The 23,135-nt window shown below is 36.2% G+C and carries 21 protein-coding genes; 12 read left to right on the top strand and 9 right to left on the bottom strand.

Features of this window, described 5'->3' with window-relative positions; all coding sequences use genetic code 11:
* Positions 1 to 24: 24 nt before the first annotated feature.
* A complete protein-coding gene (locus tag GBI66_RS05650; protein WP_151715479.1) occupies positions 25 to 351 on the bottom strand; it encodes a gamma-glutamylcyclotransferase family protein in 327 nt (108 codons plus the stop codon).
* Positions 352 to 497: 146 nt separating this feature from the next.
* Here GBI66_RS05650 and GBI66_RS05655 point away from each other — a divergent pair, with 146 nt between their 5' ends.
* A complete protein-coding gene (locus tag GBI66_RS05655) occupies positions 498 to 1,298 on the top strand; it encodes an SDR family NAD(P)-dependent oxidoreductase (RefSeq protein WP_151715441.1) in 801 nt (266 codons plus the stop codon).
* A gap of 389 nt (positions 1,299 to 1,687) precedes the next feature.
* A complete protein-coding gene (locus GBI66_RS05660) occupies positions 1,688 to 2,419 on the top strand; it encodes a Fic family protein (protein WP_151715442.1) in 732 nt (243 codons plus the stop codon).
* Positions 2,420 to 2,450: 31 nt separating this feature from the next.
* On the opposite strand, the gene GBI66_RS05665 is transcribed toward GBI66_RS05660, so the two are convergent.
* The 3 genes from GBI66_RS05665 to GBI66_RS05675 all read right to left on the bottom strand — a co-directional run bounded on the left by GBI66_RS05665 (position 2,451) and on the right by GBI66_RS05675 (position 5,147).
* Entirely contained in the window at positions 2,451 to 3,455 is a 1,005-nt protein-coding gene (locus GBI66_RS05665; RefSeq protein ID WP_151715443.1) for a hypothetical protein, read from the bottom strand.
* A 73-nt stretch (positions 3,456 to 3,528) separates the two neighbouring features.
* Positions 3,529 to 4,632 (bottom strand): inovirus-type Gp2 protein, encoded by a 1,104-nt coding sequence (locus GBI66_RS19720; protein WP_228267285.1) that lies wholly within the window; start codon positions 4,630 to 4,632, stop codon positions 3,529 to 3,531.
* Between the two features lie 287 nt (positions 4,633 to 4,919).
* Positions 4,920 to 5,147 carry an AlpA family transcriptional regulator gene (locus tag GBI66_RS05675; RefSeq protein WP_151715444.1) on the bottom strand — a complete coding sequence of 76 codons (228 nt, stop codon included), beginning with the start codon at positions 5,145 to 5,147 and terminating at the stop codon, positions 4,920 to 4,922.
* 86 nt (positions 5,148 to 5,233) lie between these two features.
* Here GBI66_RS05675 and GBI66_RS05680 point away from each other — a divergent pair, with 86 nt between their 5' ends.
* On the top strand, positions 5,234 to 6,544 hold the full coding sequence (locus GBI66_RS05680) for a hypothetical protein (RefSeq protein ID WP_151715445.1): 1,311 nt from the start codon (positions 5,234 to 5,236) through the stop codon (positions 6,542 to 6,544).
* A gap of 59 nt (positions 6,545 to 6,603) precedes the next feature.
* Here the strand turns inward: GBI66_RS05680 and GBI66_RS05685 are convergent, their stop codons facing one another.
* The 4 genes from GBI66_RS05685 to GBI66_RS05695 are packed head-to-tail and all read right to left on the bottom strand — an operon-like array spanning position 6,604 to position 7,886.
* Positions 6,604 to 7,260 (bottom strand): hypothetical protein, encoded by a 657-nt coding sequence (locus GBI66_RS05685; RefSeq protein WP_151715446.1) that lies wholly within the window; start codon positions 7,258 to 7,260, stop codon positions 6,604 to 6,606.
* 12 nt (positions 7,261 to 7,272) lie between these two features.
* Positions 7,273 to 7,500: a hypothetical protein gene (locus GBI66_RS05690; protein ID WP_005275663.1), complete on the bottom strand. Its 228-nt coding sequence runs from the start codon at positions 7,498 to 7,500 to the stop codon at positions 7,273 to 7,275.
* Positions 7,501 to 7,629 (bottom strand): hypothetical protein, encoded by a 129-nt coding sequence (locus GBI66_RS19815; protein WP_005275665.1) that lies wholly within the window; start codon positions 7,627 to 7,629, stop codon positions 7,501 to 7,503.
* 2 nt (positions 7,630 to 7,631) lie between these two features.
* Positions 7,632 to 7,886 (bottom strand): hypothetical protein, encoded by a 255-nt coding sequence (locus GBI66_RS05695; protein ID WP_005275667.1) that lies wholly within the window; start codon positions 7,884 to 7,886, stop codon positions 7,632 to 7,634.
* Between the two features lie 315 nt (positions 7,887 to 8,201).
* On the opposite strand from GBI66_RS05695, the gene GBI66_RS19725 reads away from it, so the two are divergent.
* Positions 8,202 to 8,546 (top strand): hypothetical protein, encoded by a 345-nt coding sequence (locus GBI66_RS19725; RefSeq protein WP_228267286.1) that lies wholly within the window; start codon positions 8,202 to 8,204, stop codon positions 8,544 to 8,546.
* Positions 8,547 to 8,605: 59 nt separating this feature from the next.
* Here the strand turns inward: GBI66_RS19725 and GBI66_RS05705 are convergent, their stop codons facing one another.
* Positions 8,606 to 9,367: a hypothetical protein gene (locus GBI66_RS05705; protein ID WP_005275668.1), complete on the bottom strand. Its 762-nt coding sequence runs from the start codon at positions 9,365 to 9,367 to the stop codon at positions 8,606 to 8,608.
* Between the two features lie 400 nt (positions 9,368 to 9,767).
* On the opposite strand from GBI66_RS05705, the gene GBI66_RS05710 reads away from it, so the two are divergent.
* From GBI66_RS05710 to GBI66_RS05745, 8 genes are all read left to right on the top strand, one after another.
* The gene (locus GBI66_RS05710) at positions 9,768 to 10,055 is read left to right on the top strand and encodes a hypothetical protein (RefSeq protein WP_151715448.1); all 288 of its coding nucleotides are present in this window, start codon (positions 9,768 to 9,770) and stop codon (positions 10,053 to 10,055) included.
* A 57-nt stretch (positions 10,056 to 10,112) separates the two neighbouring features.
* Complete coding sequence (locus tag GBI66_RS05715; protein ID WP_151715449.1) at positions 10,113 to 11,156, top strand: DUF932 domain-containing protein; 1,044 nt, start codon at positions 10,113 to 10,115, stop codon at positions 11,154 to 11,156.
* Positions 11,157 to 11,323: 167 nt separating this feature from the next.
* Positions 11,324 to 12,364, top strand: a complete 1,041-nt coding sequence (locus tag GBI66_RS05720; protein WP_151715450.1) for a YqaJ viral recombinase family protein — start codon at positions 11,324 to 11,326, stop codon at positions 12,362 to 12,364.
* A gap of 180 nt (positions 12,365 to 12,544) precedes the next feature.
* On the top strand, positions 12,545 to 13,486 hold the full coding sequence (locus GBI66_RS05725) for a hydrolase or metal-binding protein (RefSeq protein ID WP_151715451.1): 942 nt from the start codon (positions 12,545 to 12,547) through the stop codon (positions 13,484 to 13,486).
* Between the two features lie 180 nt (positions 13,487 to 13,666).
* Positions 13,667 to 15,709, top strand: a complete 2,043-nt coding sequence (locus GBI66_RS05730) for a DUF262 domain-containing protein (RefSeq protein ID WP_151715452.1) — start codon at positions 13,667 to 13,669, stop codon at positions 15,707 to 15,709.
* Positions 15,693 to 18,572 carry an ATP-dependent DNA helicase gene (locus tag GBI66_RS05735; RefSeq protein WP_151715453.1) on the top strand — a complete coding sequence of 960 codons (2,880 nt, stop codon included), beginning with the start codon at positions 15,693 to 15,695 and terminating at the stop codon, positions 18,570 to 18,572. The genes GBI66_RS05730 and GBI66_RS05735 overlap by 17 nt, the downstream gene beginning before the upstream one ends.
* Positions 18,573 to 20,399 (top strand): DNA methyltransferase, encoded by a 1,827-nt coding sequence (locus tag GBI66_RS05740; RefSeq protein ID WP_151715454.1) that lies wholly within the window; start codon positions 18,573 to 18,575, stop codon positions 20,397 to 20,399. It abuts the gene before it with no gap.
* Positions 20,392 to 23,112 carry a TnsA endonuclease N-terminal domain-containing protein gene (locus GBI66_RS05745; RefSeq protein WP_151715455.1) on the top strand — a complete coding sequence of 907 codons (2,721 nt, stop codon included), beginning with the start codon at positions 20,392 to 20,394 and terminating at the stop codon, positions 23,110 to 23,112. The genes GBI66_RS05740 and GBI66_RS05745 overlap by 8 nt, the downstream gene beginning before the upstream one ends.
* The last annotated feature ends 23 nt before the right edge of the window (positions 23,113 to 23,135 follow it).

Genomic DNA, 23,135 nt, shown 5'->3' on the forward strand with positions numbered 1-23,135 from the left:
TGTCGAATTTTCGCCAATTTCAGCTTAGCTATTGAGGGCATAGACAAAAGAATCAATCACTTCACCTGTGCTTAAATGGGCTTTGACAGGCACCCGTTGATAGCCTGCACCCTCGAATTCATCCAGTGCTTGCCAGTGTTGTTTTAGGTTGTCAGAGAAAAATACAAAGCCAGAGACTTTATGCTCGCTTTGATCTAAAACAATACCTGGAAAACCCAATTCAGCTCCCCAACCTTGTTGTTTGAGTGTACCAAATACATGTGCTTCTGCCCATGTGCCACCAATATTTTCCATGATATGGGCATTAGGACGGTTTGGTCCTAGAGTCCCGTAAACAAATAAACTGAGCATAGTGAAAGGTAGAAAAGTAAAACGAATAGAGTAGCAGAGATAACTCAAGATTTTCCAATCGAAACGCAACTGATCGCCTAAAATTGTGTGTGTTTAAATTTTGTGCAATAACTTGAGTGATATGGGCTAAAAAGGATAGTATCGACATGTTCGTTAAAGATAAAGTTGCGGTGATCTTTGGTGGAAGTGGTGCAATTGGTGGCGCAATTGCAGCTGTTTTAGCGCGAGAAGGCGCTCATGTTTGTCTGGGTGCACGTAATCAAAACAGATTAGATCTGGTGAGAGAGAAGATACGTAATGCTGGGGGGCGTGTTGATACGTTTATTGTTGATGTCTTTGATGACGTGCAGGTGAATCAACAAATCATTAATTTAGCAGAAAAAACAGGTGGCATTGATATTGTGGTCAATGCGATGGGTTTTATACATGACCAAGGTAAAGTCATTGAAGAATTGAATCTGAATGAATTTTTATTAGGGGTCACCCCTTTTCTTAGCGCACAATTTAATCTATGCAAAGCAGTGCTTCCCTTTATGGGAGGGCATGATCGTGCAGGAGTCATCATTAGTGTTGTTGCGCCTGCAGCTTCAATGGCTGTGCCTGGACATTTGGGTCACATTGTAGGATGCGCTGCTATAGAGGCTTTTGTCAAAGCGTTGGCAAGTGAACTTGGACCTAAGAATATTCGGGCTGTTTGTATAAGATCACATGCAATTTCTGATGCAATCCAGGCTGGTTCATATACTCGTGAGGTATTTGCTGCAAAAGCCCAAGCAATGGGACTCACAGTAGAACAGTGGTTAGAAGGAGCTGCACAAAGTACTATGTTAAAGCGATTACCAACACTTGAGCAAGTTGCAGAAATGGCTGCATTTTTAGCATCTGATCAGGCTGGAGCAATGACAGCAACTGTGGTGAATATGACGGGTGGTGCAACAATTAGCTAATCGAAGATGCTGTTTGCTGAGATGTGAATATCGTTATTTATTTAATTGATTATTTTAATGAAAGATTTGGGTACGAAGAAACACTATTTTCTTAAAAGAAAAAAGCCTAAACCCTTTAGATTTAAGCTTTTAGGAATCTATGCGATATCATAGAAAGTAATCTTGGCGAGAGAGGGAATCATATTTAAGGATTAAGTGACTGATAAAATTTAAATAAAAAATTATACATTTTATTTAATCCCCCAATCGTCCCCCAGTCTATAAAAAAACTTAGATTAGCATTTGAAGAACCACTTTTATTATACATCAAAGTAATGCTGTAGCTGTCAAATTTCATTGCCATGATTTTTTCATGTATGATCATTTGATTGCATCTGTAGAGATAAACCATGTTTGAGATCATTGATGATTTAAAAGCTAAATTAGATCAGCATCGACCTCTTTCATCTGCGATTGTTAAAAATCTACATGAAGACTTGATCCTACGCTGGACTTATCATTCTAATGCGATTGAAGGTAATACTTTAACTTTACTAGAGACTAAAGTAGTTTTAGAAGGAATTACTGTAGGTGGGAAAGCGTTAAGGGAGCATTTTGAAGCGATCAACCATCGTGATGCAATTTTATATGTTGAAGACATCATAAAAAAACAAGAACCGTTTTCAGAATGGCAAATTCGGAATATTCATCAATTGATTTTAAAAAATATTGATGATGAAAATGCAGGGCGATATCGTCAGCAAAATGTCTTAATCTCAGGTGCTACCACCAATCCTCCAGATCACACATTGCTCAATGATAAGATGGCTCAATTTATAGATTGGTATAACATGGAAGCCCATACATTACATCCAATTGAGCGAGCAGCCAAAGTTCATGCTGATTTTGTGGGTATCCATCCTTTTGTGGATGGGAATGGACGTACATCTCGATTGTTGATGAATCTTGAGTTGATGAAAGCTGGTTATCCACCGAGTGTGATTACTGTCGAAAATCGTTTAGCCTACTATGAGGCCCTGGATCAATGGATGGCTTATGGCAATAGTGAGCCATTTAATAACTTAGTTGCTGCTGTTGTATTGGAGGGATTCAAGCCATATCAAACAGTTTTAGGAATCTAGGAAAGTAAAAGAAGGGCAAAGCCCTTCCTCGTCAATTTTTGCTGTCACACTCTATGTATATGAATTTTGGTGATACGAATTCAGATTCATAATAGACATATTTGTATTTTTCAACTAGCTGTCCAAAAATAGCTTTCCATGTCTTTTCATTTATGCCGTCTACGCCTTGAATATCCATTAGATAGCTGAATTCATCAATATTTAACGAAATATTGGAAGTTGGTGCAACAATTATGTAGTTGCCATTCCGTAATTGAATGCAATCTTTCATTGAAAGAGGTTGGCATTCTCGTTCTGTAGCACAATATACAGTTAAGACGTAGTTATTTGATAAATTACGTTGCACACAAAAAAATAAAGCTAATATCTCTGATTCATGATTTTCATGAAATTGATCAGTCATATCTGAAATTTGTTTCGTAAGTCCTCGTTCTACAAATGCTTTATCACGAAATTCACATTTTTCCATGTGAAATGTATAAGTGAAAACATTAAGATTAAACCGTTGCTGAGTTTTAAATAGCTTTTTCATCACAGGTACATTTGCTTTGCGTATTTCTTTGATTAACGTAATTCGCTTATCACGATCGTCAATTGCACTTTTACTGGTTGAATGATTTTTCAATTCATATACGAATGCATCTACAACAGGTTTTATCTGCTCAACATAATGTTCATTGTGTAATAGCATTGGATTAATAGGTCCATCCGAAACGTAACCCAAATTCGTATATGCCTGATTTACAGCCTTGACACTCTGACTGATCTTGAAAGCAGGATGTTGTAATAGTGGAGTACTGATGGGGTAAATAGATTGCAAATAATAAAAAGCATGATCTGTATGTGGGCTATTACTGACATAGTATTGGATAAATGTCTGACCATTTTTTTTGGTTTTTTGCTTGAAAGGGTGATAGTTGGGATTCGTCACGATTTCTGAAACTGTTTGCATGATGGATAGGTTCAACTCACCCAAACAAAAATTAGGTAGATTGGTACTTTCTGTCGTATTGGTAGGTTGCATTGACATGTTCATTGTAATCTCGTTTTTTAAATAGGGAAGCAAAGCTCTCTAAGGCTGACTGAGGGCATGATTTGAATATTTTGAATTAAGTTACTCTGGTCTCTAGGAGAAGCTTACGGGGTCTTCCAACATTGCTTCTTTCAAGGTTGCGAGTGCTATAGCCAAAAGTCCGTTGTTTGACTTGACTCTTTTCGATGATGAATTGACTGGTTTTAGTGAGGTAGTTGACAACTAACTGGTCTAGTGCGTCAATTTTTTCCTGATCATTATGCACAAGTGTCCCAATTGCAAGTTTTTGATAAAAAGCCTTATCGTGATTGCAGCTATGGTAAGACCCTTTGTTCTGGGTAATATTTTTCCATAATTTGCCAAGTAGATCCGCAAAGTAGGTATCTTGCTTATAGATATTGCCATCCATAAAAAAGATAAAATGATAGTGATAGCCCTTTTGAATCCCATATTCTAATTTCCAAATAAAACCGACAATTGGGGGAACTGCATTATTTGGGGTATGGAGTTGTTTAATGAACATTCTCAGGTAATTTTTTAGAAGCTCAAGTGTGATTTTAAATTCTCGATAAATTGCAAAATCAATTCTGATTACCAGTAATTTACTGAACTTATGAATCAATTTTCGAATAAGCTGTTTGGCTTTCAGTCTTTGGTTTAAGCTTTTCGCATGGCGTAATTGCTGCGCTTTTTTGTAGTCTTCATCATTCGCTATGGCATAGCTCAGTTGATGGCACAGTACATTGATCAATTCAGCTTTAAATACAAATTGTTGAGGTGCAATAGCGACTAGATCACTTTGACTTTTATGCCAAAAGTCAGTTTGACGATCAGCAAGGATATGTTGTGGTAGAACAGCTCTGAATATTTTTCGACATAAGTCCGCTTCGGGACTTGTACATGTGTCATCTTCCATATAGAAAGGATCAATACGGTTAAGTGAATCATGAATGTTTTTAAGTACAATAACAAATGTATCTTGTCTTTTTAAATGAATACGATAGACAGGATTATTACCACTCTTCTTTACGTGGTGTACGAGACAAATGAACTCAAGTTGCTTGTAAGCCTCTTCCTCATTAAATTCTTTAGGTTCAGCATGATCCGTAATTGGTTCAACATCCAACGTTACTTTTTTTTCATTTTGAGTCATGAGATATGGGTTTTGGTCTGTGTTCATATAATGCTCTTTCAGGTAAATTTTAAGTAAGTGAATCCCTACCAAGGCATGGGGTAGCCTTGGTATGAGTCGTGATATGTTTGATGTAGGTTTTAGAAGAGTTGTTGGCTGAATAATGAATTTAATTAAATGTATTATTTATCAATAGAATATATTGATTATTAATACTTATTAATTAAATATAAAATCCTAAATTGTTGAAAAATATGAGAACCATAATTCCAACAATCCATTTCATCTATTCTTCAGAAATATCGACTTTCTCAGTTGAAAGTCGATTTGGAAAGTTAGCAGGTAAAACGTTGCTTAGCTTTAAGCTCAAGCCACTTAACTAATTCATGTTCAAACCATCCCACAGCATTCGAACTGAGCTTGATGGGTCTGGGAAAGTGCGGATCGTAACTTTTCGATTTCTCATTTAATTTTTCATATATAACTGAACGACTTACCCCCGTAAAGCCAATTACTTCTTTGAGTCGAAGGATGGTTGGTCTTGGATATATATTTGATTGCATGGTGTTTGACTCCGTGATTGAATAAGCCAAAATTAACAGCAAGTCTTCGGACAAAAAACAGCGGATCTAATTCCGAATGGGGAAAAATGAATCAGAAGCAAAAAGAACTGCTTAAGACAGCATGTCTAATACGCACTCAAAGTTTTATTGAACAAGAATTCGATTATTTTTCTCTACTTAAATCTCAGCCTGAATTATTGAACTCATTGAAAGAGCTAAATGAATACGTTCTGAATTTATTCCTACAAAAATCATGGGCTACTATTGAGGAAAATTTACATCCATCTATGGGGAAGGTAAAAAAAATCCTAAGTCTGAATTCTCAAGATTATTTTAATTGCGAGGTGATAGCCTGTTTTTGGGGTAATGCTCAATATGGACAAGATTTTAAGAATCCGATCCATAATTGGTTTAATCTCAATTCGACTAGAGAGTTTCATTCAGCTTATTTTGAAGTATTTTGTTTAATTCGAAAAAACGCTGATTTTAATGCTATATATTTAGAAGTACAGCAATTAGCTAGTTGCTATGATTTAGCTGCTTTGAGCTATCGCACTCAGGTAGATTTAGATAAATATATAATTCCTATGTATTTAGAGTTTTTTATGGGATTGCAGACTCTATCTTATCGGGAGGAAAATTTCGAAGGTTACTATGCTTTAGTTAATTTTCTCACTCCAATAGATACATTGAAACGTGGTGCTAGTTCAGTATTGCTGCAACCATTAAACCATCTATCTTGGAGTAACTTGGTTGGGCGAGATAGTGAAAATAAAATTGTGGAAATGCAGGAAGGAATTTTAAATTTTCAAATTCCCATAGGTGAGGACTCTTCATTCCATGAAATATTTTTTTCAAATTATTATGCTCTGTACTTACTATTGAATAAAAACCTAACATCAAAAACTTGGAAAAATATTGATGAACTGGAAGAAATTATTGAATTTTTATCAAAAAAACTAACTTCGAAAAAAAATGCACATATGAAAGAAAAGTCCACATTAGTTGCATATGAAGCATTAATACTCGAATATTTTTGTATGTTTAAAAAAGACGAATATTGTAAAGATGGGCTATCTGAACCAAATGGGTTTAACAAATTTTTATATACGGCTTTGACTACTGAGCTTAATAAGATAGCAGATGGTGGTTATAAGTTTGAGCATCCGTCCTACAAAGAGGGATTGGAAGGTGTAGAAATAAAATTAACCAACAGTGAGATACGTTTATCTCTAAAGCATGAGTCAATTAGAAAGAATCTTGAGAGAAGAAAAAAGTTACATCAATCACCCCAAATATTAAAACAAGAAAATTCCGTTCAAGATAAATCTCATTTAGTGGATTTTTCTAAAATTTCAGAAGAACTAGGTGATTATCATTTTTGTGAACGTAAGTAATATTATTAGAAGAGAGAGCACCAGCATTAACCGTGTTCTCTCTATTTCATAGTCTGACATCAAAAAGACAAACTTACATTGCCTTGATCGGTCATTAATTCAGCTTCAAGTACCTGATCTCCACGGCATTTCAATAAGTACGATACCGTTGAACTATAACCCATTTGTACAGGCATCTTGCTATGGAAATCTGCGGTGTAATAACCACAACGACCACGATTAATGCTCATACCTTGTAAAACAAAAGGTTGATCGTTGGTTGACTGAATTTCTAGAATATATTCAATCGCCCCTTGTACATTAAAAGCAGATTGTGACTCCCGACTGGTAATTTGAGCACGAACAGATAATGCAGGCTGTTCCGTTTCCATGGGAATATTATTACTGTAATCAGGATTGTTTGGATCAAGATCAGACTCCATCATGGATTTGAGCGCTTCAGGATATTTTTCCCAACTCTCAAGAAATGACTGAGCTTGTTTGACCGCAGCAGGCAAATACTCGGTATCATTTTCTACAATCTGAGTTAAGGCTTGTACTTTGGCTTCAACCTCTTCCTTGCTATATGGAGCATATTTAGATTGTTCCTTCTGTGTAGCAGTATTAGATGAGCTGTGTTCAGCTTGATCTGGAACACTTTGTTGAGCTGACTGATTGTTTTGACTACAAGCGATCAGTAAAGTTGAAAGTGCTACAGTGGAAAGTATTTTTTTCATGATTGCACTCCGTTATAACTTAGGTCGAATAACAACGAACCAAATGAATAATAGGATCAAGATACCACCTACAATTTTACCGATGACTGGAAACATTACCGCAGGCCAGAATAATCCTTGCCCCAAATTGTAAGTAAATGGCTTGTAGTTATACTGCCCCCAAAAGTGTTGATAGATGGCAAAGAAAAAACCAATCACTAAGTAGCTACTAATCACCCATGTCTTAATATTTGAATTCATTTACTTTCCCCCAGTTGCATATTTTGCTAATGCAATAAAAATTCCCATTACGATCATGAAGCCAATAAATGGCAAACCTAAAAAGCAAATCACTGCAATGATGCAGATAATGCCTGCAAGTGTTCTCATGGCTATTCCTTCATGCACTGATAGGAAATATTGACCATATCTCTTTGGAAGGATTCAGTTTGTTGAAGGGTGTACAGATTGTTTTTAAGACCATCCTCTCCATATTTATCTTCAAGTTTGTCGTAGATACATGAACATGTATTGCCATCAATACCACCTGTTTTACAACCACTGATAAACTGACGTTCGGTTTTGCTGGCACAACCTGAAGCCATTAATGCAACAGAGATGAGTACAAGTGAAGTTTGAATTTTCATCATTTCCCCTAATTTTTTATTGTGTTATTTGATGTGTAATAAATTTTGCTGAATGGACTAAAGTGTAGATGCAACAAAGCTTTCCAAGGCTAGACAGCGTTTAGATTAGTCAAATAAGCAAAAATTTATGAATGCTGTTAATGCAACAGAGGAATATAAAATCGTTTCAGGGAAAACAATATAGATAGGAAAAACTTAGTCATGGGTATGACTCCTTTGGCTATGAAAGAAGCTTCACCACGTTACTGCTAAATAATGGTGGCGAAACGAAAGAGGGTTAGCAGACTGATAGCCAAAGGATCAGCACACCCGAAGGTGTCCCCCTCCCGTTCCGCCGCAGAGGGGGCACGCAGGGTCGCCCACCAAAAAGATATACTTTTTAGTGTGCTTTGGCTGAACGGTCTGCTAAAACCGACTGACGATGTAGGTCAGCAGTTGAATGATAAAATTAAGGTTTCGCTGAGTCAATCAAGTGGTGTGAAAAAACAAATAAAATCAAAGGTAGAAAATGCATTTTATGTGAGGTTAGGGGTTTATTTAACAATGACAATAAATGATCGATTTATATTGAATGCTTGTGCAGGCTTGAGGTTGGTCATTGCTGGAGACATTTATATCATTGATTATGGAAGTAAAGCAGAATCCAAGAGCGCTGATTGAATTTGTATATTTCCACTTCATGATGAAGTGGAAATATATCTTGATGATGCTAAGGGGGATTAGCAGTCTATAATTTCAATTTTTTCAGGGTCATTTTGAGCTGTAATAATAAATAAATTATGATCAAACTCTGATCTGTCATTTTTAAATTTTTGTTTATATTTTAATCCCTTAGTCGTCTTAAATACCATTTCAAAACTAAAGATAGCGTCTTTATTTGCAGAAATTGTAATTGTGACTTCTCGTGTTGTGGTATTCGTTTTCAGTACAGGAATGTAAGAGGTCATATGCTCAATGTTTTGGTCTTTAATTAAAGAAATATCAATAACGGGAGAGCCGATATTAATGACTTCAAAATAGTTGTAATTTCCTGCGAATTTAAACTGGATAACAGGCATTGAATTCAGCTCATCTTTTAACTCTTGATCGCTACGTTGATTAGCTAAATTACTTTGGTTTTGATTATATTGGGTGATCAGCAAATCATACTCATTTTTAGCTGTTTCAACTAATGCTTGCTGTTCTTGTACGCTATTTCTAAGTTCTTGGGCTTGAATTTTCAAGGCGCTTGTATTGAGCATATAACCTAGAATTAATAAAATGAATCCTAATGGGGCAAATGTTCCCGCTAGAAAATCCCCAAGGGCATTGGGTTCAAGTGCTTTTATTTTATTAAAATCAACCCCAAAAAAATGATAGATACCAAAAAAGTAAATGCCAGTGATGATAATAAAAATGACAAATTGAACTATGGGTATTTCAAGAAACTTAGTCTCTGCTGTTGAGGTATTGCTTCCTGTAGGGCTATTGCTGGTATTCATGGGAATTTTCCATCTTATTTGAAAGTTATAACTATAAATAAAAACGAGGTTTTTCAGCTTTTTTGAGTAAAGCTTGTCCTCTTGTAAGTGATGATCTCAGATCAAGTTTTGTTCGTCTGCATACAGTCATTAGAGACCATCAAAATGAGAATCTTTTGCAGTAAATTAAAGCAGTGAAAACTAGACCGACGGCTCTTTAAAAGAGCGGGAAATGACGGTAAGAGCATCAACTCTTTGAGATCATTAAAATAATAGCTTGGTCAGGGCTATATTCCAAATAATTTCATATACATAACATACTAATGAGAATCATGAAACTCTTTTGAGAGGACATGAAAATATGAAAACAGAGCCTGCCATCGAGCAGGCTTTTTTATGCCCAAAATTTAGGAGTCGAGCCATGAGCTTGAGCTGTCCATTTTGCCATTCACCGAATGTGATGTTGGTTGAAGCAAGTACACAACAATCCAATACAGCCTTATCTAGTCTTGGGACACCAGCCACATTAGCTGCATTGGGAGCTACGGTAGCAAAGTCTTTCAATCTGCCACCGATTGTCGGTGGAATCGCAGGAACGGTACTCGGCAGTGTTTTGAATGCATTCACAGAACCAAGCGCACCGACACACCAGAATTTGTGTTTCTGCCACAACTGTTATCAAAAATTTCCAAGTCATCTTTTGCACTAAAGATTACTCATATCTACACAGATTCAAATTTCAGTTTCATTTAAAAGGAATAAAACCATGGCACATCAACTTGAACAAATGGCTTATGTCGGTGATACCCCTTGGCATGGTCTAGGTAATCAACTAAGTCAAAACCAACCGATTGAAGTCTGGGCACAGCAGGCAGGCATGGACTGGCGCATTGAATCTTCCAATGTCAGTTATATGGCACAGAACGAACGAGGGCAGAGCATCATCATGCCTTATGAAGAGCAACGAGTACTTTATCGCTCAGACACCCATGCACCACTATCAGTCGTTAGCCAACGCTTTCAGGAAGTTCAACCGAGAGAGATTTTAGAATTCTATCGTGACTTGACTGAACAATCAGGTTTTGAGCTTGAAACCGCAGGCGTGCTTAAAGGTGGTAAGAAATTCTGGGCACTGGCACGGACAGGGCAAACATCCATATTAAAGGGCAAAGATGTCAGTAATGGCTATATGCTCTTGGCAACAGCATGTGACGGAACCCTTGCCACCACCGCACAATTTACCTCGATCCGAGTGGTGTGTAACAACACTTTAGCGATTGCCTTAAAAGGACAGAACAGCAGTGCAGGTGTGGTCAAAGTTCCACACAGTACTAAATTTGATGCAGATAAGGTCAAACAGCAACTCGGTATTTCAGTACGTGCATGGGATGAACACATGTATGAAATGAAGCAACTGACACAACGTAAAGTGAGTCAGATGGAAGCCTCTGCTTACTTTGATGCAGTATTCAATAACAGCACCATGAACAACGTATTAGATCAGGAGGATAACATCATTCAGTTCTACCGTGATGTAGCCTTGCAAGCCCAAGCCAATGGCAAGGACAAAGCTGAACCAAATGCGAAATCGATGAGTCGAGCTATGGAAATGTTTAATGGTCAAGGACGAGGTGCGGAGCTAAGTTCAGCCAAAGGAACAGCCTATGGATTACTGTGTTCAATCACGGAATTTATAGACCACGAACGTCGTGCCATGAGTACCGATCACCGACTTGATTCAGCTTGGTTTGGTGCTGGCGCATCGATCAAACAACGAGGATTGGAACAGGCACTTAACATGCTTGCATAGTGCGAAATATGCATTTTTCAATCATGGAAAGTTAGACCTAACCAAGCATTTTTAAATGGAATTTCGAATTTTAAAAATTATTAAAACCATAGCTTCGGCTGTGGTTTTTTATGCCCATTTTTTGTGATCCCCATCATTTTACATAGCAAAATAATCAGGACTTCAATATGAATACCGCAATTTTAAATCCATCCATTCAACAGGCAAGTACTCCATTTATTGCCCCAAAATTATTCACAGCCAAACGCTTGGTCAATACCAAAAACATGACTCAAGCAGAATGGCTTGAAGTACGTCGTCAAGGCATCGGTAGTAGTGATTGTGCCGCAGCGTGTGGACTCAATCCCTATATGTCGATGCTTGAACTATGGATGATCAAGACAGGTCGAGTCAAACAATCCATTGAAGATGAAAGCACAGGTCATGCCCCTTTATATTGGGGCAAACAACTTGAACCTTTGGTCGCTGAATACTACAGCATTCATACCAACAACAAAGTCCGTCGTATCAATGCCGTACTACAACATCCTGATGAGAATAAGCATTTTATGCTGGCTAACTTAGATTACTCGGTGGTAGGTAGTGAGGAAGTACAGATTTTAGAATGCAAAACCGCAGGGGAATATGGAGCAAAGTTATGGCGAGATGGTGTGCCTTTATACGTATTGTGTCAGGTGCAACATCAACTCGCTGTAACAGGCAAAAAGGCAGCGCATATTTGTGTGCTGATCTGTGGTCATGAAACTCGTATCTATAAAGTGGTACGCAGTGAATCAGTCATTCAACATATTGTGAATGCTGAGCGATACTTTTGGGAGTGTGTGGAAAATGACACGCCACCTTCAGTCGATGCAAGTGAATCGGCAGCTAAAGCCATTCAGCAACTCTATCCTCAACATATTCCACTCAGTGTCGAAGATCTCAGTCAAAATGAACAAGCTAATCAGTTGTTTGCTCAACTGATTCAAGAAAAGCATCACATTGAAAAACACCAAAACAGCTTTGATGAAACTAAGCATCAAATTCAGATGTTAATGAAAGATGCTGAACGAGCAACTTTTGCCAATGGTTCAGTGACGTGGAAACGATCTAAAGACTCGATTGGCTTAGACAGTAAGGCTGTACTCAAACTTCATCCCGAAATGCTTGAGCAATTTCCACAAAACAAAGCAGGGACACGACGTTTTCAGATTTATAGCGATGACTGAATCCATCACGTCGATATTTCCAATCTTCCAAAAAGCGCAAAAAACCACCTCCGATCTACCGACTCCCGAAGGAGCGGTAGACCAACAATGGCGGTTTTTGCGAAGTCATAGCTTTTCATATTTCTGTTTACTTACATAACAAGGGGTAAGCAATAAAATTTTATTTATAGGACAAACAACATGATTAAAGGTTTAGCGATTACCCCACCAATATTGGGGCGTATCAGTATTGGTAAAGTCATCGAAAAGAACGGCAAGCGACTCCCTGAAAAGGATGATCAATTTACCATTACTAGTCAAATACAAGGTAAAGACGGTTGGGTGAAACATCCATTGGATGAAACCCTGCGGACTAAGTCTAGCAACAATAAACTTCGTAGTATTCCAGTACGGATGATCTTTAATGATCCTGAATTAAATCTGCGAGCGGAGTACAGTTTATTCGACCGCCAAACAGGTCGCCCTATTTGTGTCGGCAATGGTCAAACATGCCAACGACTGACCAACCAAGGCGTAGAACAACAACCATGCCCATCACCTGATTTATGCCCATTGGCACAAGGAGGCAACTGTAAACCTTTTGGACGATTACATGTGAATTTGGATGAAACAGATGAACTGGGTGCATTCATTTTTAGAACCACAGGTTTTAATAGTATTCGGACCTTGGCGGCTAGACTGAGTTATTACCATGCTGCATCCGATGGTTTACTTTCCTGCCTGCCACTACAACTGACACTTCGAGGTAAGTCCACCACACAAAGCTATCGTACCCCTGTGTATTACGTGGATTTAACACTCAGGGATGGAGTTAATCTTCAACAAGCGATTCAGATGGCGAAAGACATTGATCAACAAAGCAAAGCATCAGGTTTTAATCAATCAGCGTTAGATCAGACGGCAAGGCAGGGTTTTGCTAATGCACAGTTTGAAGTGAATGGCGATGAGGGCTTGGATTTGATTGATGAGTTTTATTCTGATGAATATCAAGATACTAACACTGATCAGGTTCAGCCTGAAACGTCAATTAGAGCCAAAGCAAAGCCTAGACCGAATCGAGGAGATGGTTTTGTGCAGGATGTGCAGAGAGGGTTGCAGAGGAGTGTGAGTGTGGTGAGTTGAGTGATTTATATACTATTTGAGCAGCTTTTTAGTTCTATAAGTCTAATTTTAAGAGCTAATGCAAAGTGGGGGGGAGCCCCCATGTTTTTTTGTTTTAACTTAACTGGGGGGTTATGTAAAATGGGTTAATATGATTTAAAATAGTCTTATTATTCTAATATTTAACAATATGAGGGCTCAATGGATTTAAAATCAGTACACACAATTTTTACAGATAGAATTTTAAGAATCCCTTCATATCAGAGAGGTTACTCTTGGGGTAATGATGCTGAAATTAAAGAGCGTAAAGATCTAGTAAAAATTAAAGGCCAATTGATGGATCTTTGGAATGATATTCAAAATATTCCTAATGATAAATGGCATTATACTGGATTATTAACATTAGCTGAACATACGTGTCCAGATTATAAAGAGTGGTTACCTAGAAAAGCACAATATTCGATAGTTGATGGTCAACAGCGAATTACTTCGATTCTGATTTTAATTACCGTATTGGTTAAATACTCGAAACAATTCGAGTATGAGTTCGGGGATCGTGATGGAGATACGGAATTTCATTATCTTTATATATCTAAAGGCACAAGAAAAGCATATATTTTTGGTTATGATCAAGACAATCCAAGTGATAAATATTTTAGAAAACATATACTTAATCTTGATGAAATTGAAGGGGATAGTAAGGAAAGTATTTATACAGAAAACCTGATTAAAGCACGTAAGTTTTTTGAGAAAGTTGTTGGGTTTTATCTAGAAGATGCTTCCAATAAGATAGAAGCATTGCAATTTCTGTTTGATAAGGTAACAACAGGATTAAGGCTTAATGAATATATTTTACCTAATGAGTTAGATGAATATGTAGTTTTTGAAACGATGAATAATAGAGGGAAACCTTTATCTCAACTTGAGAAATTGAAGAACAGACTTATGTATCTTATTGATAAAATGAGTTTAAGTTTTGATGATAAAAATGAACTTATAAAATCAGTGAACACTGCATGGATCACAATTTATCAATCTTTAGGTGCTGAAAAGAGCACACCTTTAGATGATGATGATTTTATTAAAGCTCATTGGATCATGTATTTTGGGCAATATGATCGGTCAGAGTCTAATGTTTATGCTCAACATCTATTTAATCATTTTTTTACGATTGAACGTGTATATGTAAATGAATTACAAGCCTTAGATATTCAAAAATACGTTAAATCTTTGCAGAAAAGCTCAGTTTATTGGAATAAAATACATCATCCTAAATATTTTGAAGATGCTGATGAGAATGCACGTATTAAAATTTTAGGACTGCATCGTGTTGGATTTAGAGCAGCGTTTAAACCACTAGTTTTAGCAATATTACATAATACAGATAAATTAAATTTACCTGATATTTGCACACATCTAGAAAAATTTGCTTTTAAAGTTTTTCATGCTGCTGATCGGCAGTCAAATACAGGAGATAGTAAGCTTTACCGATTGTCTGCATCAGTTTATAGAGGAGAAATAAGTTCTCAAACAATTTGTGATTCAATTGATAATTACACAAATGAATATTATAGCTTTACGAAATTTAAAAACTTGATTGAATACCTTGTTGAGGAGAAGAAAGGGTTTTATAAGTGGAGTGGTTTGAAATATATATTTTTTGAGTATGATCAGTTTTTAAGAGCAAAAAATAAAGTATCTGCTGTTAGTTCACAGTTAATTTGGCAAGATTTTAAAAATAGAGATTCGATAGAGCATATTTATCCACAAAGTGCTTTTCAGAGTTTAGAAACTTTTTGTAATAGTGATGATTCACCAGAACGTAAAAGTGCGTACGATGAGTTACAACTGAATTGGCATGAGTTTAGTATTTTTAATGAAGATGAAAGAAAGCGGTTATGTAATAGTCTCGGTAATTTATTAGCGATTACTCATTCAGATAATTCAAGTATGCAGAATGATCCCTTCAAGTTTAAAGTCGATCAATCTGAAAAAGGTATTCAATATCGTAACAGGGGATATCGATATGATTCTTTAAGTGCTCAATTAGTTGCAAATGAATCTACTTGGAGCCCTGATCATGTTAAAAATCGTGGTTTAGAAATTTTAGATTTCATATTGTTCAAATTAGATGAAGATCAGAACAAGCTCTCAATAGAAGAAAAGGTTGCATTACTTGGATTAAATTTCTTAAGTGAGAACTTAGAACAGTTGGGTGAGGCTAATAATGTCGAATATCAATAAAGCTCAGCAAGAGGCACTAAATACTTTAGATGGCCCTGTACTCATTATTGCTGGTCCAGGTTCAGGTAAGACTTTCACGTTAGTAGAAAGAATCGTAAAGCTAATTCAAGTGAAGGGTGTTCAGCCTGAGTCGATCTTGGTCGTTACGTTTACCGAGAAGGCTGCAAGAGAGTTAACGACACGTATTTCGAATCGATTGCTTGAATTAAAAATCGACCTGAATTTGAATGAAATGTATTTGGGGACGTTTCATTCAATTTGTTTAAGAATATTAGAAGAGAATCAGCAGTACACACGTTTGAAGCGTAGTTTTACTTTGTATGATCAGTTTGATCAACAGTTTCTTTTGTATAAAAAGATGAAAAAGTTTGCTGAGATTGAAAATTTTCATTTGCTCATTAAAGAAGAACAGTCACGCTGGAATCAGGCGAGTGAACTTTTGATTTTACTTAATAAAGTAACAGAAGAAGCTTTAACCTCTGATGAGCTAAAAAAAGCTCCTGATATTGAGGTAGCGATATTAGGCGAATGTTTAGAAAAATATCATCAGTTGTTAGAAGAAAACAATGCCCTCGATTTTTCGACGATTCAATACGAGACATTATCGTTATTAGAGAATCAGCCAACAGTCGTATTGGAATTACAGCAAAAGCTTAAGTATTTAATGGTAGATGAATATCAAGATACCAACACCATCCAAGAACGTATTTTAAAATTATTGATGGGAGCAGCTCAAAATCTTTGTGTCGTTGGTGATGATGACCAAGGTCTCTATCGTTTTCGTGGGGCAACAATTCGGAATATTTTAGAGTTTCCTAAGAACTTTGATGAACATAAATGTAAGCAAATTCAGCTCACAACTAACTATCGTTCTCATCCTGATATTGTGAATTTCTTTGGTCAGTGGATGCAAAGGCTAGAATGGGGATCAGGAGATAATCGTTTTCGTTATGATAAAAACATACGTGCTAGAGAAGATAACTTTCCTGAAGTTCCTTCGGTGATTAAAGTTGTAGCAGAAGGGCGTGGAGATTGGTATGAAGAAAATTATCAGTTCCTATTATCTTTAAAAAATGATGGTCTGACTGATTGGAATCAGGTCGCATTTTTATTTAGATCAGTACAAGGTGATCGAGCGGTTGGTCTCGCTAACTATTTAGAAGAAAAAGGCATACCTGTTTATTCTCCACGTTCAAATCAATTTTTTGATCGTGAAGAGATCAAGTTACTTATTGGACTATTTATTTTTTTATTCCCGCAGTATTTCAATATCCGTAAATGGAATGAAAATCTTAAGCTTGCCGTTTGGGACTACTATGATCAGCTATGTATTCCTTTAATTAAAGAGGAATTACTTAAGCCTGAAAATCAGGATTTATTAAAGTGGGCACAGGAACGTGCTCGGACACACTATCAACTTGTTGAAAATACTGACTATGCTTTCACAGCATTATTTTATCAGGCGCTACAATTTCCTTTATTTAGCAAATATTTTTCAGATGAAGCTTTGAATGGTCTTGATAAAGGTCGGGCCGCTCGAAACTTATCTAAATTTTCATCTCTTTTGGCAAAGTTTGAACATCTTCATTACGTTACGGTTATTTCTCGTGAATTTGTAGATAAGAATCTGACAGACTTATTTAACCAATATTTCAGGTTTTTGAAAGATGGTGGTATCGGTGAATATGAGGATGACTCTGAATATGCACCAAGTGGATGTGTATCATTCCTGACGATTCACCAATCTAAGGGATTGGAATATCCAGTTGTTGTCACTTGTAGTTTAGAGGGTGTTCCTAGAAAAAGTCACAATGACTTAGATGAAATTCTTGAAAATAATTACTTCAGCAAGCCACCTTATGAACCTTTTGAATTAATTAAAAACTTTGACTTTTGGCGTTTGTATTACACGGCGTTTTCACGTGCTCAGAACTTATTGGTACTTTCAGCAGAAGTAAAAAAGGGTGCTGGTAGTTCACCATCAAAATATTTTAGATCAGTCGTTGATGGCTTGGTCGATTGGAAGCATCATGAATTAGATTTATCGAAGATCGACTTTGCTCAAGTGAAAGAGATGAATTTGAAGCGGGAGTATGCTTTTACCTCACATATTCTTTTATTCGAAGCGTGTCCTGAACAATATCGTTTTTTTAAAGAGCTTGAGTTTCATCCAGTTCGAGCAGGTGCGCAGATCTTCGGTACTCTAGTTCATCAAACTATTGAAGATATTCATAAAGCTGTGTTGCGCAATGAAGGCCATTTGGTGAGTCATGAGCAAATACAGAATTGGTTGAATACTAATTATATTTATTTGTCTAAAAAAGAACGACAGTTTTTGTCGCCGAATACTTTAAAGGCGATTGAAAGGCATGTTGTAAATTATTACGATCGTGAAAAGAGACAGCTTGATCGTCTGCAAGAAGCCGAAGTTGAAATTTCATTAGTGAAAGATCAGTACATTTTAAAAGGAAGTATTGATTTAATTCGTGGTGAAAATGGTACGGTAGAAATTATTGATTTTAAATCAGAACGTAAGCCTGATTTAGAGAAAGAAAAAATGAGATTTGAAACCTATCAAAGGCAACTTCAATTGTATGCTCATTTGTTGGAAGAAAAAACGGGACAAACTGTGAGCCGAATGCATCTTTACTATACAGGTGAAACAGAAGGTTCGCCTTATGTGAGTTTTGAGAAGAGAAATGATCAGATTGAACAGACAGTGAAACAGTTTGATCAAGTTGTATCTCGTATTGAAGCGAAAGATTATGGGATGAGTTGCAGACCTGATAAGCTGTGTCCCAACTGTGACATGCGTTTTTACTGTGATCGTAAAAATTGGAATTTTGTGAAGGAAAGTCTTTAAATGACGACTGAAAATAACACTTTAGATTTGACTGAAGAAAACCCTCAAGAAGGTGTATTTAAGTTTGAGCCAATTAAAGGCTATCCGATGCTGCGTTGGCAAGGTAAGCGTCCTTTTACATCAACTCGTTATTATCCTGCTCAATTAAAAGAACAGCATGGTGAAGCAGTTAATGGTTGGTTAAATAAAATTTTTTGGGGGGATAATCTTCAAGTTATGTCACATTTGCTACGTGAATTCCGTGGCAAAGTAGACTTGATTTATATTGATCCACCGTTTGATTCTAAAATTCAATATAAAAAGAAAATTTCTCTAAAAAGTAAAACTGCTGAAACTGATACAAATACATTTGAAGAAAAGCAGTACTCTGATATATGGGTTAATGATGAGTATCTGCAATTTATTTATGATAGAACTATTTTGCTTAAAGAGCTGTTAAGTAAAGACGGAGTACTAGTCTTTCATTGTGATTGGCATAAAAGTCATTATATTCGACTAGTTTTAGATGAAATATTTGGTGGGAATAATTTTGTTAACGAAATTGTTTGGCATTACTATAACAAGATGCAAGGAAATATTGGTAGATTTGCGTCTAATCATGATGTTCTCTATGTGTATTCTAAATCATCGAATTACACATTTAACAAGATAAAAGAATTAAGAGATGAGCCAGTTCAGCAAATCAAACGTATATGGGATGGAGGAAAAAAAGCTTTAGTAAATGCTAAGGATGAAAATGGGAATGTAATATATATAACTTCCACGCATAAAACATTGGATGATGTCTGGCGCATGTCAATGCTTCAACCAGCAGATAAAATTGAGGTTACAAATTATCCAACACAAAAACCGGAAGCACTTATTGAAAGACTAATTTATGCTTACTCTAATCAAGGCGATTTAGTACTTGATTGCTTTTTAGGATCAGGAACAACTCAAAATGTTGCTATAAAAATGGGCAGGAAATTTATTGGATGTGACATTAACTTGACAGCTATTCATACAAGTGTTTCAAGGGCTATTAAATTAATATCTGATAATACAACTAATTCATTCCCTAAGATTAAGAACGGTTTAACAAATGATGACTATAATAGTAAAGATTTATCAATTATATATAAAGGATTTGAGGTCTATAACGTCAATCATTACGATGTATTTAGAAACCCAGTTCAAGCTAAAGAATTGCTGATCCAAGCTTTGGATATTCAGCCAATTCCTAACAGTGTGTATGACGGTGAAAAAGATGGTCGAATGGTAAAACTCATGTCAGTGAACCATCTTGCAACTAAAGCTGACGTTGCCGATTTGATTCACGGCGTAGATTACAAAGCTTTCGAAAAACGTAAAGAAGAAAGATCAAATCAACCTGTTGAAAAAATTACTATTTATTGTATGGGGCATGAACCTGATTTAGCTGCATTTGTAGAGCAGTCTATTGGTTATAAATTAGATATAGAAGTTGTAGACATTTTACGTGATCGTACTGATCTTCAATTTAAACGTGACTCTGAAGCTTTATTCAAAGTTGAAGAAGGTAATTTAGTTGTAGATAAATTCTATCCGATGAACTTGCTTCAAAAACTTTCACAAACAAAAGAATCAGTTTCTGATTGGCGTGAAATGGTTGACAGTATCATGATCGATTGGAATTATGATGGTGCGGTATTCCAACCCGCACTAACAGACATTCCTGCTAAAAATGAATTTGTCCAAGGTGTTTATGTAATCCCTGAAGAAGCTGGCACAATTCGCATCAAGATCACAGATCTTCTTTCTGAGTCATTAGAGCGTGATTTGACAGAAGAGGAGTTAGCGAATGGCTAAAGCTAAACAAGCCACTAAGGTTAATTTAGATTTCGCATTTTTTAATATTCTTTGGACATTTTACGATGCGAATAGAGGTCAAATTACTAAAAACTACCGTGAGCTCACGAGGAAGTTTTTAGATTATAACCATCCAGCGAATAGACGAGATGCTTTCCTCCGTCGTCCTCAGTTTGAGGCTTTAGAAATTTATATTTTTCTAAAAGAATTTTTAGATAATGAAAAAGTCGAAAAACTCTTTGAAGATTGGTACAAAGGGCAAAATAAGTTTGAAGGACGGAAGGTTTCAAATGTCACTGATCAGAACTCGATTCAAGGTAGTTTAGAATTAGATCAGACAGAAGTTGATAATACGGTTATCAACTATGAAAAAATTTTGAAGGCTATGAAATCAAATAGCCGTGATTATCCTAACTATATTTTTGCACTCACTATGGGAACGGGTAAAACCCTACTCATGGCAACATGTATTTTTTATGAATTCTTATTAGCAAATAAATGGCCAAAGGATAAGAAATACTGCCACAATGCATTAATTTTTGCACCAGATAAAACAGTTTTGCAGTCCCTTCGAGAGATTGAGTCATTTGATATTTCCAAGGTGGTTCCGAAGGAGTATGTGGGTATTTTTGATGCCAATTTGAAGTTCCACTTTCTTGATGAAGCTGGAACTTCGCTAAGTACTATGGATGGCTCAAAGTTTAATTTGATTGTTTCGAATACTCAGAAGATCATTCTCAAGCGTCAGCATGCTGAGAAGACGGCAACTCAAAAACTATTTGAAAATGATCAGCCTGATTTTGGTGAGCTGACGGAGTTGCTTGGGGATTTGGGTCTACCAGCCAATGAAGATGATTTAAAGACAAACCAACGTTTTGAAAAATTATCACGGTTACCACAACTCGGTATTTTTGTAGATGAAGCACATCATTCATTCGGCCAAGCTTTGAAAAAAGACATGATGGGTGGTACGACAAAGGTGGATAATAGTTTACGAAGAACTATTGATGAACTTGCTAAGAATTTAAATGAAGCTGGTACACGAGTTGTAGCATGCTTCAACTATACAGGTACCCCTTATGTAGGTAAGGACGTATTACCAGAGGTTGTATATGCATTCAATTTAAAGAATGCGATTCAAGAACGTTATTTAAAAAGCCCAGAAGTAAACTCTTATACAACGACACGTACAGAAGAGTTTGTGAAGATTGTGGTGAAAGATTTCTTGAAAGCTACACAAGGCCTTAAGCCTGAAGGTCTATTACCTAAACTTGCTTTTTTTGCTTCGACTGTAGAAGAGCTTACTAAAGAGTTAAAACCTGAACTAGAACGTCAGTTAGCAAAACATAGTATTTCATCTGATAAGATTTTAGTAAACGTTGGTGATACATCCCATACAAGCTCTGATGAAATTCGAAACTTCAATAATTTGGATGTAGTTGGAACGGAAGGATCTGAAAAACAATTTATTCTTTTGGTAAATAAAGGTCGTGAAGGTTGGAATTGCCGTTCATTATTTGGCGTTGCAATGTACCGTTCACCAAAATCAAAAGTTTTTGTTTTACAGGCAACTATGCGTTGTTTACGTTCAATTGGAAAACAGCAATATACCGGTTCTGTTTATTTGAGCGATGAAAATTATAAGATACTTGATGCTGAGCTTGAAGCTAACTTCAGGATGACTGCTTCTGAATTTTCAGATCAAGGGCCTAAGCCTAAAAACCTGTTGAATGTTCAAGTGAGGGAAGATGTAAAGATCAAGCTCAAACATGTTAAGCAAACGATCAAGCTTAAAGAAAAAGAGTTTGTGAAAGGGACAGTGCTTGATCTCGATCCGACAAATGAAGAAGCTTGGCATGAACTTACGAGTAAATATTTAATCATTCAAACTACGACGACAAATCTACAGGCCAATGACTTTAATACAGCTCAATACACAAAGTCCAAAGATCGTACGAATGAGAAAGAAAAGGTTGAATATACAAGTTTAAGTTTAGTTGCTGAGATATCTCGATATTTAAATCTGAGTCCGATCAAAATTGAGCGAATGCTTGATCAAACCAAAGAGGGCATAGAAAGTATTTTATTCTGTGTAAATCAGTTCAATGAGCTTTTGTATGATGTTGTGATCCCTCGATTATTTACAGCATTGTACGAACAAGAAATTGAATCAGAAACAATAGAGAAAGAAGTACAGCTGATCATTCCACCAGCGATAGGTGAATTAGCTTTCTATGAAATTGCAGAAGGAAAAGGTGGAACCTCGACCTATGCTGATACACAAGAAAAATATAGAGATAAGAGTTTTAATCTAGATACTTATACCTTTGACTCAAACCCAGAATATGCTTTGTTTTGGGATTTATTGAAAGACGATGATGTTGAAAAAATTTACTTTACAGGTATGTTTACAGATAAATCTAAAACAGAATTTTACTTCCAATATATTGACCCAGATTCATACGCATTGAGAAATTATTACCCTGATTTCTTAGTACAGTTGAAAAATGGTCAGTACATTATTGTAGAGGTGAAAGGTGACCATCAATATGACGATCCTATTGTTTTAGCTAAAGCTAAGGCTGCTAAAGAGTATGCAAGCCATAGTCAGATTGAATATAAAATGATTAAGGGAACTGATGTAAATGCGCATATTTACCAACAGCTACTTGGCCGCAAAGTATTATCTAATAATGTAAATTTAATTCAATAAAGTGAAAAAGTATCATAGATTTC

The sequence above is a fragment of the Acinetobacter sp. TUM15071 genome (assembly GCF_008980925.1).
GTDB classification, from domain to species: Bacteria; Pseudomonadota; Gammaproteobacteria; order Pseudomonadales; family Moraxellaceae; genus Acinetobacter; species Acinetobacter dispersus.